Origin of the sequence: Rufibacter roseus, assembly GCF_001647285.1 — a bacterium.
Classification (GTDB): domain Bacteria; phylum Bacteroidota; class Bacteroidia; order Cytophagales; family Hymenobacteraceae; genus Nibribacter; species Nibribacter roseus.
On record NZ_LRML01000020.1, the window covers coordinates 1 to 14,175 of the forward strand.

General features: G+C 48.8%; 10 protein-coding genes. 5 read left to right on the forward strand and 5 right to left on the reverse strand.

Going from position 1 to position 14,175, the window contains the following annotated elements; translation table 11 throughout:
• Positions 1–468 precede the first annotated feature (468 nt).
• Entirely contained in the window at positions 469–1,656 is a 1,188-nt protein-coding gene (locus A8O23_RS19515; RefSeq protein ID WP_066625240.1) for a class I SAM-dependent rRNA methyltransferase, read from the reverse strand.
• Between the two features lie 173 nt (positions 1,657–1,829).
• Between A8O23_RS19515 and A8O23_RS19520 the strand changes: the two genes are divergently transcribed.
• From A8O23_RS19520 to A8O23_RS19540, 5 genes are all read left to right on the forward strand, one after another.
• Positions 1,830–2,813 (forward strand): dipeptidase, encoded by a 984-nt coding sequence (locus tag A8O23_RS19520; RefSeq protein WP_066625243.1) that lies wholly within the window; start codon positions 1,830–1,832, stop codon positions 2,811–2,813.
• A gap of 137 nt (positions 2,814–2,950) precedes the next feature.
• A complete protein-coding gene (locus tag A8O23_RS19525) occupies positions 2,951–5,656 on the forward strand; it encodes an MG2 domain-containing protein (protein WP_066625244.1) in 2,706 nt (901 codons plus the stop codon).
• Positions 5,657–5,806: 150 nt separating this feature from the next.
• Positions 5,807–6,880, forward strand: a complete 1,074-nt coding sequence (gene prfA / locus A8O23_RS19530; RefSeq protein WP_066625246.1) for a peptide chain release factor 1 — start codon at positions 5,807–5,809, stop codon at positions 6,878–6,880.
• A gap of 197 nt (positions 6,881–7,077) precedes the next feature.
• Positions 7,078–8,502, forward strand: a complete 1,425-nt coding sequence (locus A8O23_RS19535) for a hypothetical protein (RefSeq protein WP_066625249.1) — start codon at positions 7,078–7,080, stop codon at positions 8,500–8,502.
• Between the two features lie 15 nt (positions 8,503–8,517).
• Positions 8,518–8,940, forward strand: coding sequence for a secondary thiamine-phosphate synthase enzyme YjbQ (locus A8O23_RS19540; protein ID WP_066625252.1), 423 nt, complete (start codon positions 8,518–8,520; stop codon positions 8,938–8,940).
• 7 nt (positions 8,941–8,947) lie between these two features.
• Here A8O23_RS19540 and A8O23_RS19545 read toward each other — a convergent pair whose 3' ends face one another.
• The 4 genes from A8O23_RS19545 to A8O23_RS19565 all read right to left on the reverse strand — a co-directional run bounded on the left by A8O23_RS19545 (position 8,948) and on the right by A8O23_RS19565 (position 14,158).
• Positions 8,948–11,227 carry an ATP-binding protein gene (locus tag A8O23_RS19545; RefSeq protein WP_153042295.1) on the reverse strand — a complete coding sequence of 760 codons (2,280 nt, stop codon included), beginning with the start codon at positions 11,225–11,227 and terminating at the stop codon, positions 8,948–8,950.
• A 251-nt stretch (positions 11,228–11,478) separates the two neighbouring features.
• Positions 11,479–12,291 carry a cyclase family protein gene (locus A8O23_RS19555; protein ID WP_066625264.1) on the reverse strand — a complete coding sequence of 271 codons (813 nt, stop codon included), beginning with the start codon at positions 12,289–12,291 and terminating at the stop codon, positions 11,479–11,481.
• Between the two features lie 157 nt (positions 12,292–12,448).
• A complete protein-coding gene (locus A8O23_RS19560; RefSeq protein WP_066625266.1) occupies positions 12,449–13,021 on the reverse strand; it encodes a pentapeptide repeat-containing protein in 573 nt (190 codons plus the stop codon).
• Between the two features lie 24 nt (positions 13,022–13,045).
• Positions 13,046–14,158 (reverse strand): SGNH/GDSL hydrolase family protein, encoded by a 1,113-nt coding sequence (locus A8O23_RS19565; RefSeq protein ID WP_066625267.1) that lies wholly within the window; start codon positions 14,156–14,158, stop codon positions 13,046–13,048.
• Positions 14,159–14,175 lie beyond the last annotated feature (17 nt).

Below are 14,175 nucleotides of genomic sequence, written 5' to 3' on the forward strand. Positions count from 1 at the left end.
TGGAGCTGTTTTCTGAAAAAACAGCTCCAAAACAGAGGGCTTTTATTTTACTAGTATAAGTTGAAGATACGCAAAGGCACCCTCACCCATACATCAGGGATGTGTGGACACTCCTGTGTAAACATCCCCCTTCGCCCCCTTCAAAGGGGGAATCTGCTGGTAGTAAGCTACAAGGAAAATTGGCAGGCAAGATGAAGGAAAAACCTTTCCTGTATATCTAAACTTATCCTGTTTATCTAACCAAGCCTAAACCGCTTGCTCAAAAGACCTCGCAGCGTCTTCAAGACCTGCGAGTGTCTGCACCAGTAGCAGCACTCACCACATAATCTTGATAACGTGGGAGACAAGGCGATGCCTAGTCTCTACAGATTTCTTCTTGATTTTGAGCTATTTTATTAAAAGCAGCCCTAAAACAGCATTCTAAATACTTACTGTTAACTAATTATTGATGATTGTTCACTGTATTTCTTATTCAACATACAACACCAAACCCTTCAAATACTCCCCCTCTGGGTGGAAGATGCTGATGGGGTGGTCGGCGGGTTGGGAGAGGTGGTGCATGACCTTGACGTTACGTCCTGCTTCAATGGCGGCGGCCATCACAGTGCTGGCGAAAAGGTATTTGTCTACCACACCGGAGCAGGAGAACGTGAAGATGATGCCGCCCGGCTTAATTTTTTGAATGGCCTCGGCGTTTAGGCGCTTGTAGCCCATGAGCGCGTTGTGCCGAACTTTCTGGCTTTTGGCAAAGGCGGGCGGGTCCAGCACAATCACATCGTACAGGTCCTCTTTGCCTTTCAGAAACTCAAAGGTGTCAACGGAGTAGGCTTCGTGGCGGTCTTGGCCGTTGTTCAGTTCGGCGTTTTGCTCGGTTAATACAATGGCTTTTTTAGAAACATCTACGGAATGTACCGCTTTGGCTCCGGCGTTGAGCGAGTAAATAGAGAAGCCGCCGGTGTAGCAGAAGGTGTTAAGAACGGTTTTACCTTTGGAATAGTGCGCCAGCAGCTGACGGTTTTCACGTTGGTCAATGAAGAAACCAGTTTTCTGCCCAGTGACCCAGTCCACCAAAAACTTATTTCCATTTTCCTGCACCACGTGCGGCACCGGAGTCTCACCAACTAAGTAACCATTCTGGCCTTGCTCCGGCCCTTTATTTGGAAGTGTTTCAGCGCTCTTATCATACACGGCAGTTAATTTACCGTTGTACACCTCCACCAGTGCCTTCGCAATCTGCTCCCGCACGCGGTACATGCCTACGTTGTGCGCCTGCAATACGGCGGTGTTGCCGTACACATCTACAATCAGGCCAGGCAGGCTGTCGCCTTCGGCGAAGATGAGGCGGTACACATCGGTGGTGGGGTTATCAATAAAGCCTTGCTCTTTGCGGTAGTCGTAGGCGCGGCGCACTTTGCTTAGCCAAAAAGCATAATCAGGCTCTACGGGGGCAAAAGAGAAGATGCGCACGGCAATGGAACCTGGTTGGAAATGTCCCATGCCAAGGAACTCGCGGCGGTTGGTGAACACCTGCACAATGTCGCCTTCCTGCACTTCGCCCTCTACTTTTTTGATGGCCCCTGAGAAAACCCACGGGTGGAAGCGTTTGAGTGAATGTTCTTTGCCTGCGTGTAAAAGTATAGCTGGAAATGTTGTCATAAGCGGGAGGAACAGCACAACGCCATCCCTGTTTTAGTTTCGTTTTGCAAAATTCGGCAAAAAATCCGGCTTTGTGGTGTGTAGCTCACCGGTTCTTCGTAAACTGACCTCTTTGATTGTTAATTGTTCTCTGCCCATTAATCACTACTCATTGTTCATTAATCATTAGAGCCATGTTTCCCATTGTTGACCTGCACTGCGACCTAACCGGCTATTTGGCATGGATACCCGGAGCAACGCCTATGGATGTGCAGCGCATTGGCTGTGCTATTCCGCATTTACAGGCGGGGCAGGTACGGCTGCAGACCATGGCTTTTTTTACGCCCACTGAGCCTGGCAGTACTGAGTTCACTCTTAAGCAAGCCCATATTTTCAGGGACACACTCTTGCAGCCAGATTCTGTTTTTGCCCCCTTTTCTGAAAGTCAGGTCAAAAACAGAGCCTTGCCAGATGACAAAATTGCCATAGTGGCCGCTATTGAGAATGCCTCGGGGCTAGCAGAGGAAAATGAGCCCCTGGAAAAAGCCTTTGCCCGCCTGGAAGAAATTATTGCGTTGGCGGGGCCTATTTTGTACATCAGCTTCACCCATGCAGATGAGAACCGGTTCAGTGGCGGCAATTATACACCTGGCGTTGGCTTAAAACCCGACGGAGAGGAACTACTCCGGTACCTGAGCGGGAAAAGAATTGCGTTAGACTTGGCTCATACCTCAGACGCCGCCGCTCATGACATGCTCAACTTCATTGACCAGAACAACTTACACATACCTGTCATTGCCAGCCACTCCAACTTCAGAACCGTGTATGACAACCCCAGAAACCTGCCTAATGAGCTGGTGCAGGAGGTAGTGCGGCGGAAGGGTCTAATTGGCATGAACTTCCTGAAAAAATTCACGCACCCCGAGCAGCCAGAGGTCTTGCTGGAGCATATCAGCTACGGGCTGGAGCATGCACCTCAAGCTGTGTGCTTCGGGGCTGACTATTTTCAGGAGGCTGAGATTACTGGAGATTGGGTATCTAACTTCCATGAAGAGCACCAGAACGCAAGCAAATATCCGGAAATTCTGCAGCGCCTGTCGCAGAGGTACTCTACGGCGGAACTGGCAGATCTTAGTCACCAAAACGCGCTCCGGTTTCTAGAAAGGCTATGGGCATAGTTCCTGACTAACTCATTATCCGCGGTCATGCATCATGAGCAACTACAATATTGGCCGCTCACACCCTGTTTTACATTTGAATTCAGTACATTTAAAAAGCTAATTCACACTGTTCCTCCGCCTGCTGGCCCACTCCCATGCTTCGCAAAAACAAAGCCATTGCCTTTGCTCTATTATTTTCCTTTGCTGCTTTATTTGGCGCTTTCACTTTGAAAAGCTGGCAAGGTGTGCCTGTATTGGAAAAAATTATAGGCAAATTAAAATTCCTAGAGCAGAACTATCCGCAGGAGAAAGTATACCTGCAGACGGATAAACCCTATTATGCCGCCGGCGAAGATATCTGGTTCAAAGCCTACTTGGTAGATGGGGCCATGCATACCCCAAGTCAACTGAGCCAGGTACTGTATGTTGAGCTGATTAATCCGCAAGACTCTATTACCAGCAGAATAGCCATACCGGTACAAAACGGACTTGGGCACGGAGATTTTGCTTTGCCAGACACCATTTCAGACGGACTTTACCGCATCAGGGCTTATACCAGCTGGATGCAGAACTTTGACGAAAACTACTTCTTTCACCAGAATGTCAACATCTACAACCCTAGAGTAGATGATCTGGTACCTGAACTCAAATTTAATTTCAGCCGGCAGGAGAAAGGCGATTCAGTATTAGTAGATGTTCTGCTCAAGAACACGCAGGAAAAACCGTTGCCCCAGACGCCATTCTTCTACAACACGTTCCTGAACCGGAGAAACACTCCAAGACGCAAAGGAACGACAGACACTGAGGGCAAAGCTCAGCTCCGCTTTTTCCTGCCCGACGGAAAAGACCGGCAAAACGCCCAGCTCCTGCTTTCGGTAGTGGAAGGCAAAAGGCAAACACAAAAGAGATTTGAAATACCGCTGGCATCAGACACGTTGGATGTACAGTTTTTCCCGGAGGGAGGTAACCTGGTGAGTGGCATGTGGAGCACCCTTGGGTTTAAAGCCATTGACAGCAACGGGTTGGGTGCGGACATAGAAGGCACCCTCTATGACAACACAGGCAAAAACATTATTACTTTCAAAAGTCTGAAGTTCGGCATGGGTCGCATAAGCTTCTTCCCGGAAAAGGGGAAAACCTATGAAGCCAGAATCAAATTGAAAGATGGAAAGGAGAGCATTTATGCCTTGCCTAAGCCTCAAAACCAGGGAGTAGTCATGTCAGTGGACTATTCTCTGCCTGATACCATAAGAATAAGAGCGTACCTGTTAGGATATGAGGCCGCCAATAAGCCGAAGGCACTAAGTGTGGTGGGGCAAAGCAGAGGGTTTCCCTTCTTCACTGGCTACAGTACCAGCGCCAAAGATTTCCTCGTCATCAAAGTGCCCAAAAAGCAAATTCCTACTGGCGTTGCGCAATTCACTATTTTCAACGAAAACGGCACACCTTTGACAGAGAGGCTAGCATTCATTAACCACCACCAGCACCTGCAGGTAAAGCTTACCCCAGACAAGTCACAATATAAGCCCCGGGAGAAAGTAACTATGCGCCTACAGGTAAAAACTCCGTCGGGGCAGCCAGTGCAGGGCAATTTCTCTATGGCGGTCACAGATGCTCAAAAAGTGGAGCACAACGGCAACAGCGGCACTATCTTATCAAATCTTCTGCTCACTTCAGATTTAAGAGGCCACATTGAAGAACCGGGCTACTATTTCTCTGCCCAAACCCCAGAAGTAGCGCTAGCCTTAGACAACCTCATGCTTACCCAAGGCTGGCGGCGCTTTGTTTGGCAAGAGATCCTGGAAGACAAATTTCCGCCGTATACTGCGCCGCTTGAACGAAACCTGGCCATAAGTGGAACAGTGCAGAAATTAAATGGCAAGCCAGAACCCAACGCCCTCATTACCGTGCTAGGCTTAGGCAAACCTGGCTTTATGTTATTAGACACAGCCAACGCGCAGGGCAAGTTTGCCATTGGTATAGGTTACCTCACAGACAGCATGCACGTGGCCGTACAGGCCCGTAACCAAAAAGGCCGCAACACTCTGGAAGTGGTACTTGACAAAGGACTACCCATTGCAAACGTGGCTCCAAGAGCACCCTACGCGCCGCCGCCTTTACCATTTTCAGACGCCCTCTGGAGCTACCTCCAGAACAACAGAGACCAGCTACGGCTAGATCAATTGGCGGGCAAAAGCATTTTACTGAATTCAGTTGAGATTAGAGGTAAAAAACAGGAGGAAGAAGAGCAAGACAGGTTCCGGAGCGGCTTACACAGCACCGCCGACGCCACCATCAAAGGAGATAATTTACCTATGGGATCAGACCTCATCTCAGCCCTTGCTGGGCGCGTGGCTGGGCTGATGGTATCTGGCGGACAGGTTTCTATGCGCGGGGGCGGCACACCTTTGTTCTTGTTAGACGGCATGCCCATAGACGCAGATTTTATCAGAACCATTTCTATGACGGAGGTGGAAAAAGTGGAGATATTGAAACCGGGCCCCTCTTCTGCCATTTACGGCGGACAAGGAGGCAATGGCGTTATAGCTGTCACTTTGAAGAGAGGCGGCGGAGGCGGAGCTACTTCCTCGCGCTACAAAGGCTTAGCCCTGTATAGTGGTATTCGTTACCACACTGCCCGTGAGTTCTACATGCCCCGTTACGACCAACCTGCCACCGTAGAGCAGCCTGACCTCCGCACCACCATTGCCTGGACACCCTACATTTACACAGATAGCACCGGCACCGCTGAAGTTACCTTCTTTGCCGCTGACGCCCCCACCACCTACAGAGCAATTGCAGAAGGGCTTAGCCCGGGCGGGCAGATAGGCCATGGCATCACCACCCTGGTAGTACGGTAACAAACTGGCAAATCCCTGTTATAAAGGCAAATGCCGCAGAACGAACTTCTATTGTTTTCCGGCTGTTTTCCTAAAAATAAGCCAAAAACACTCAACCGCAAATGAGCCGATTTTTCATATCTTTGCGGCCTGAATTAAGTAACGCAGAAGATGTTAGATAAACTGGAAGCAATCAAGCAGCGGTTTGAAGAGGTAAATGAGCAACTCATCCAGCCAGATGTAGCCAGCGACCTGAAAAGATATAAGTCTTTAAATAAAGAATTTAAAGACCTTGAAAAAATTGTAGCGGAATATGAGCGCTACAAATTATTGCTCAGCAATATTGAGCATACCAAAGAAGTCATTGCCACCGAAAAAGACGAGGACTTCCGCGAGATGGCTAAAGAAGAGCTAGACGAACTTCTGCCACAACGCGAGGAAATGGAGGAGCGCATAAAGGAAATGCTCATTCCTAAAGATCCGGACGACAGCAAAGACATCATCATGGAGATTAGAGCGGGTGCCGGTGGTGATGAAGCGTCTCTGTTTGCCGGTGACCTGTACCGCATGTACAGCCGCTTTGCTGAAAAGCAGGGCTGGAAAATGGAGGTAATCGACGTAATGGAAGGTACCGCCGGTGGTTACAAAGAGGTGATTGTTGGCATCAAAGGCGAAGACGTGTACGGCAAGCTTAAGTTTGAGTCTGGCGTGCACCGTGTGCAGCGCGTTCCGGCTACCGAAACTCAGGGACGTATCCATACCTCGGTAGCTTCTGTGGTAGTGCTTCCAGAAGTAGAAGAACTTGATGTGGAAATCAACATGAACGATATCCGGAAGGACCTGTTCATGTCATCAGGACCTGGTGGACAGTCAGTGAACACCACTTATTCTGCCGTTCGCTTAACACACATTCCTACGGGTATTGTGGCGCAGTGCCAGGACCAGAAATCACAGCTGAAGAACTTTGACAAGGCCTTAGCTGTACTTCGTTCCCGCTTGTATGAAATTGAACTGGCTAAGAAAAACGAAGCAGAAGGCGCCCAGCGGAAAAGCATGGTGGGCAGCGGTGACCGTTCCGATAAAATCAGGACATACAACTACCCGCAAGGCCGCGTGACAGACCATCGTATTGGTCTTACTGTGTACAACCTGCCTACCGTGGTAGACGGCAATATTGACGAGTTTGTTGAGCAGCTTAGAATTGCGGAAAACGCAGAGCGCTTAAAAGAAGGGGCTCAGTCTTAATCAATTAATGCATTAAAAGCGCAGCCTTACCGCTGCGCTTTTTTTATGGCCTCTGTTTTTGGCCTACTTTTCAGAAGACAGCCTTAAAACAGATTATTCCGGATAGACAGAAAAGGTTATTTTCACGTTCTTATCCTTTGAGATAATAAAAAACAAGAGATTCCCTACCTCTCCTTATTATACTTTATTTGCGGCGCATGACCTCACACACTACCTCTTATTGGCAGTACTGGCTGAAAAGCATAACGCTGGTGTGCGCGGTGGTGTGGGCGGCATGTTCCTGCACACCCCAAGATGAAGTTGTTACCCCAGACGCAGGCGCCCTGCTGAGCTTTGACGCTGACACCGTCATGTTTGACACCGTTTTTACCGAGGTAGGCAGTGTGACTAAGCGGTTAAAGGTCTACAACCCCAATGACAAAGCGGTGCGCATTTCAGAGATAAAAGTGGGCGGCTTGGGTGCATCACAGTTTCAGGTGATTGTAAACGGGCAGCCGGGGCCGGCGTTGCAGAACGTAGAGCTCAGGGGCAAAGACAGCCTATTGGTATTAGTGAAAGCCACCATTAATCCCAATTCTGAAAATCTTCCTTTTCTGGTAGATGACTCCATCCAGTTTCTGACCAACGGAAACCAGCAGAAGGTACACCTAAGGGCATACGGCCAAAACGCCCACTACTACCGTAACGGCTACGTTACTAGCTGCGCAGAAGTCTGGGACACAGACAAAGCCCACGTGATTTATGATACCGTTACAGTGCCCGAAAACTGTACCCTCACCATTAAAAAAGGCGTGCAGGTGTATGTGCAGAACAACGTTAAACTGAAAGTTCTAGGTACACTAATAGTAGAAGGAGAGCACGAAAACCGGGTGGGCTTCCAGCAAATACGGCAGGAAGAACGTTACCGCAACGCCCCCGCCCAGTGGGTAGGGTTGGAGTTTGGCCCTTCCAGCCACAACAATGTGCTACGGTATGTTGATATAAAAAATGCGGTTAACGGAATTATTATTCGAGCCGAAGGCAACCAACTTCCGGATGTAAAGGTGCAGCATGCCTTTATCCGAAACATGCTGCAGGCGGGAGTATTTAGCCTGGGCGGAAATGTTGATTTGATTAATAGCATTATCACCAATTGCGGCCAGTATGCGTTTGCCGGTGCCGGGGGCGGAACCTACCGCATTCTCTACAGCACATTAGCCAACTACAGCTATGACTTCATCAGAACCACGCCATCGGTTATTTTCTATGAAGAACTGGCTTTAAACGAAGTGAGCGTAAGGCATCAGCCATATTTCGTGACCATTACCAACAGCATTATCTGGGGGCGGCAGGAAGAAGAAATGCAGTTTGAACCCTCTAGCCTCGGCTCTACTATTGCTATTACTTATTCTTTCCTGAAAACGAAGGAGTATGCTGAAGTTTTCAACGCAGCTGAGTTGCACAACCATCTCAATGAAGATCCCAAATTCAGAGATGCGCCCGCCTACGATTTTCAGATCATCAAGCTTTCACCGGCCAACGGCGCAGGCACGCCTTTGCCTGCCGTCACTACCATTGATTACCAAAACAAAGACCGCGACCCAATCAAACCAGACGTAGGGGCCGTAGAAGTACACGATTAACTATAGCGTGACCGTATGAAGTGGTTTCAGAAATCTATCCGCCTGCCTGCCGTAAAACGCGGCTTCCATTTAATTACTGATTTACTGGAGGCGCAGCTGCCTGAACTGGAAGAGATTGAGATAGGACTGGCGCATATTTTTATTCAGCACACTTCGGCTAGCCTTACCATCAACGAAAACGCCGACCCTACTGTACGGCATGACTTTGAGCAGCATTTCAACCGTGCCGTACCAGAGAACGCGCCCTATTACCGCCATACCCTGGAAGGCCCCGATGACATGCCTGCGCACATTAAAGCTTCTATGTTAGGCGCATCTGTCACCATTCCTATTACCAACGGCCAGTTCAACCTAGGCACCTGGCAAGGAGTTTACCTCTGTGAGCATAGAGACCACGGTGGCAAACGCACAGTAGTCGTTACACTACAAGGTAAATAAGCATCTTTTAAGCTGTGGTTTTCTCCTGTAGGCCTTGAGGCAGATCTGCGGGCAAATGGGCACCGGGGCTAAAAACTATGGTAAACGTAGTACCCTGGTCTGGTGCGCTCTGAACCAGAATTTCACCGCCTAAAGCGTTTACCTGCATTTTGGTCAGGTATAGCCCCAAGCCCTTGGCGTCTTGGTTCCGGTGGAAAGTTTTGTACAGGCCAAACAGGTTATCACCTACCTGCTGTAAGTCCATACCCACTCCGTTATCAGACACAGCAAGATGCAGTTGGTTATTCTCTACCCAAGATTTCACCTGCACTTCTGGATTGCGGTCTGGGGAGCGGTATTTGAGTGCATTAGAAATAAAATTATGCAGGATACTTTCTACGTAAGGTCTGGGCGCCGTCACGAAAGGCACTTGTAAATCTGTACGTATTTCCGCTCTAGATTCCGCTATCACTGCCTCTAAGTTCTGCCGCTCTTTTTCCACAAACTCTGCCAAAGACACCTTTTCCTCCGGCAAGTCTTTTAACATTTGGGTACGCAGAATGTTGTTCAGGTCCTGAATGGTTTGCAGCATGTTGTCTGCCACTTGCTTTATGTGGTGCAGGGCTAAGGCAGCGCTATCTTCTGAGGGTGCACCGGCGTAGTATTGGTATAGCCCTACCACATTCGCCAGCGGCGACCGCAGGTTATGGGCCAAAATTCGGGCGAAGTCTTCTAGCTGGTTGTTCTTGCTTAGGAGCTGCTCTGTGGTATCATGCAGTTCCTGGTTCAGACTTTCCAGACGGTCAGTTTGGTTGCGTAGCCGAATGGCCACCAGATCTTTCAAGAGATGCTCCGCCACCTCCAGTTCATTCATGCCCCAAGGCAATGATTTGCCTTTCACTACTTCCACCCACTGCTCAAAAGACTTACGAGGGTGCATGCGCATGCCCGCCTCCTGCACCGGCTTTTCAGGATTACCGGCCCAAATGCGGTTTTCCTTTATTTCTGGCTTAAAGAACAGTAAGTACTCCAGATTAAATCTTGAGATTTCCAGCGCCAGAACTCCGCTTGCCATCTCTTGGTACTCAGCTGCCTCGGGCCATTCTTTGGAAAGCTGGTGCGTATAAAAAACATTCTTCTTTTGTCCCGAGAGCCAGCGCACCAAAGACTCAATTTGCTTTCCTGATGGAGTTTGCCCGCAGGTGGTGAGAACTCCGTCCAGCAGAAGTGCCGCTCCGCTGCCTTCGGTTATGTCCAGCAGGCAGGGCTGCAGCTTGAAAAGTGCTTCCTGAATATTATGGTTATCGCAAAGATGGTTTACCAGCACCTCTTCTACTTCCTTAAACCGATTATACTGCTCCATGTCTCGCCTCTCTTGAATAGAAGCAATGACATTGGCTAATGTCTTTACAATCAAATCACATAGCTGTCTTCGCCAAACATCTATATAAGCAGGTTCAGAATGATGACAGGCCACTACTCCCCACAGCTGGTCTTTGACCATGATGGAAAAAGAGATGGTTGCCGCTACTCCAGTATTTCTGACATACTCCAGGTGCATGTCAGAAGGATTCCGGAACTCAGACTGCAGAATATTGGTGGGCACCCCAGTAGTAGGGTTAAAGTAGGGAGTAATACCCACCGCTACCGCATTCACATCCGGAATTTGCCGTATGTGCTTTTGCCGAAGCAACTCACGGGCAGGTGCCGGAATATCAGTGGCTGGGAAATGATGGCCTACAAAAGAGGGAAGACGCTGGGTTCTGCTTTCTGCAATTACATCTGAATGCCAATCTGCATCAAACTGAGTAATGTTTACCCGGTCATATTGCAGCACTTCCAGTAAAACTTCTGCCACGGCTTCCGCTACCTGGGTCAAACTGCCCAATGTGTTTAGCCGCTCGTGCAGTTGCGTAAGCACACGGTTATGGGCAAGCTTTTCTTCATCTGAATAAGGCAGGTAATGCTCTCCCTCCAGAATAATTTTTCCATCAGAGAGATGGCAGAAAGCAATAATTTGCCGTCCGTTCAACATCAGTAGCTGTGGGTTCTGCGGACCAGCCTCTAGCAAACTCTTGGCGGTAATTGAAGCTTCCTCCTCCTTCAACAGTACTGCAAAGGCCTGCCCCAGCAGTTCTTCGGGAGCATAGCCTAAAAACTCACCGGTGTTCTGGCTTGCTTGCTCTATCAATAGCGTTTCTGCATTCAGCACCAGCAAGAAGCCGCACGGCTGAATTTGACCTATTATATGTATAGGCTCTTTGTCGCAGTTAAACAGGTCAACTTGAAGATTAGGATAGTTTTGCATGTTCTTATTAGTTAAGAACGCCAGCACAAAGCTTTAAAGCGCAAAGCTTCCTTAGTGCGTTTTGTAGTAAATGGGGAACGCAAAGATACAGATATCTATCCTCAGACAGATGTAATTAATACGGAATTTCCTCCTTTCGCCTATTTTCCTGTTTTCAGCCTGTTTTTTATGATAATTGCCCAAACCAAAGGCCACTGCAGTCTTTGTATTCGAGTAGTAATTTGTGAAGATTTCTTCAATCAGAAATTTCCTCAATGCGGTGCCTCTACAAAAGAGACAGTATCTGCTGGTGCAGGGGCAGCAGGAGTTAAAGCATATAAGACAGGCTTGCTGGGGCTGGCATCTAGCACCAGACTAGTTATCTGATGATGCAGCAGGTACAGTCCGTCTGATACGGTATTGGGCACAAAAATCAGCTCGGTAATGGTAGCATTCTTCCGAATGTTAGCTGGGTACTGCCAAAAGGCGAGATGAGCCAGCAAGGCTCCTCCATCTTGTTCTCGATCAACCGATGGTAGATCAAGCAGCAGATGCTCTATGCCGTTGTCAGCTAGATAGGCTGCCAGGGCAGGCTCAATGTAGGTGGGGTTAGTACCGGAGTACTGAGCAGTACGCTTGATTTCTGTATTGGGCAATGTGCGAAGCACTAAGGCCTCAGGCAAATGATCTTCAAACAACTGCGCCACTACATCCTGAGCCATTACAACTAAATCTCCGTTTTCCTGCGGCCTTGGCTGCACAGACACCACCTGCGCCACAAACATAAACCGGTGCAGGCATTGGTCTAGCGTAGCAGTAGGGTCAGGCGAGATATGGCCGTAGCACTCGGTGTGAGTGCCGTTTCCGTGGGGCGTGAGGTGCACACGCTGGTAATTGGTAGACCCGCCTTGGGCTACACTCCCCACAAAGCTACCCACCGTGATCGTTTCTATCTCCACCGGCTCCGCCCAGAAGCAATTTACCCCTTCGGCACCCGCTGCTAATGGTAAGGAAATGTCTATAGGCCGCAGCGGGTTAAACTGGTATGATTGATTATGGTAGGTAATGGAGGCGGAGGTGAGCATGCTGTTTTGAAGCTGTTTTCGCTAAAATAAGCTAAAAACAAGTTTCTTGGTATTCAGAAAGAAAGAAAAGTAATTCCCCTCTGCTACTACAGCTCGCCAGAAGTTTCCTTACAGAGTAACGGAATTAAGGAGTGTGTGCTTACCCTAGTCTTACTACTTACTTGATTATAATATCATACTTTGCCAACAGCCCCAGTGCGCCCTGCGCTGAGAATTTAGCTTTCTTCAGTCGGTTCTGCTCTGGGTCTAATTCAAAGTTATAGGCGGTTAAAAAGTTGGTCTTCTCCAGATTGGTGCGGTCAAAAATAGTCCGGCTGAGGTCGCAGTCTTGGAAAACTGCCTCACTCAAATCTGCATCGGTGAAGTTAGCTTCCTTAATGGAGCAAGTTTTGAACAAAGTCTTCTTCAGCTTCTTTTTACCAAAATAGGTGTAGTCCAAGGTACAGTCAGAGAACGATACAGAGAACAGAAAATCATTGCACAGGCTGAAGTCTACGCCCATGAGTTTGCAGTTCCGGAATGTAACGTCCCTCAGACTGGCACTCTGGAAAGAGGCCATGCTTAAGTTGCAATGCTCAAAGGTGCAGTCAGTGAACTCATTGCCCGAGAGGTTGCAGTCAGAAAAATCGCAGTGCTTAAAGACGCAGCCTTCAAACTCACGCCCTGACACGCCTTTGCCGGCGTAATCTATTTTTTCAAAGGTTTTTCCTTCGTGCAAAAGCTCTTTCATGGTAGTATGGAACAGGAGCGCAAGTTACCACTTTATGTTTTCCTCAATGAACTGAATCAAGCTTTGGGCCATGGCTTTCTGCTCCTCTACCCGCGGGTGACCAGGTGTATCTTTATAGGGCATGAAGTGGGTGTAGATTTTTTTGTCATTCAGCCCCTGAGCCGCCTGTTGCACGTAGTTTGGCCAAGGAGAGCCCTCACGGGTGATGTCCATGTTGCCAAGGGCGCAGATGATGTGCGCGTTTGGATAATGGCCCCTCAAAGTCTTGATGAAGTTCTGGTAGGCCTGCACAATCTGCTCTTCGGTTGGTTTTGTGGTGCCAAAAATACGTTTAAACTCGGCATGGTCGGGTCGGTTCACAAGCCATGAGTCGTTCTGGAAAAGATTCACCACCACCACATCAGGCTTGTCTTGCGAGAAGTCCCATTGGCTGCTGGGGTCGGTGGGGTTGACGCGGTCATAGATTTCGGGCATGGTAACCGGGCCCCAGCTAATCATGATCCCTATTCCGCTTTTGCACACGCAGCTGTACTCTGCATTAAAATGGCGGGCGGTGAGGGCGCCGTAACTGATGTAGTTGTTCGTGTTTGTTCCTGCCGGACTGTCTTTGCCAGAATAGTCTTCGGCGGCGTAGCCTACTGTAATGGAGTTACCATAGAAAACCATCTTGCGGTTCTTGGGGGCATCTGGCGGTAAAACCTTAGCACCTTTCTCCAGCTGAAAACCATGGAAATCAGTAATTCCAAAATCCCACTCCGTCCGGCGGAACAGCTCCACAGAATGCTTTCCTGGGGCAAGATTATTGGCCAGCACGTAAGACCGCAAAACGGTGTCAGGCTGTAGCAGCGAGATGCTATCGCCGTTTAAAATGACATTGTAGTAACTTTTGCCGGTGTTGTCTTTCAAATGGGCTTGCAAGGAGGTTCCTTCAAAATTGATTTTCACCGAAGTGCCGGGCCAGTAAAACACGGCTTTCTCTTCGTTAGGTTTGCCTATGCGCCCCATGTATGTTAGGCGCTCATCATGGGGGCTTACCAGTACTTTTTTTGAAGGCGCGCAGGCATTAATGCACAGCAGCCCCCACAGCAGGCAAGTAGTAAGTGTCCAAAGTTTTGATGGGTGTAGCCGAGGTAGCATAGCAGAAGACTGAGTAG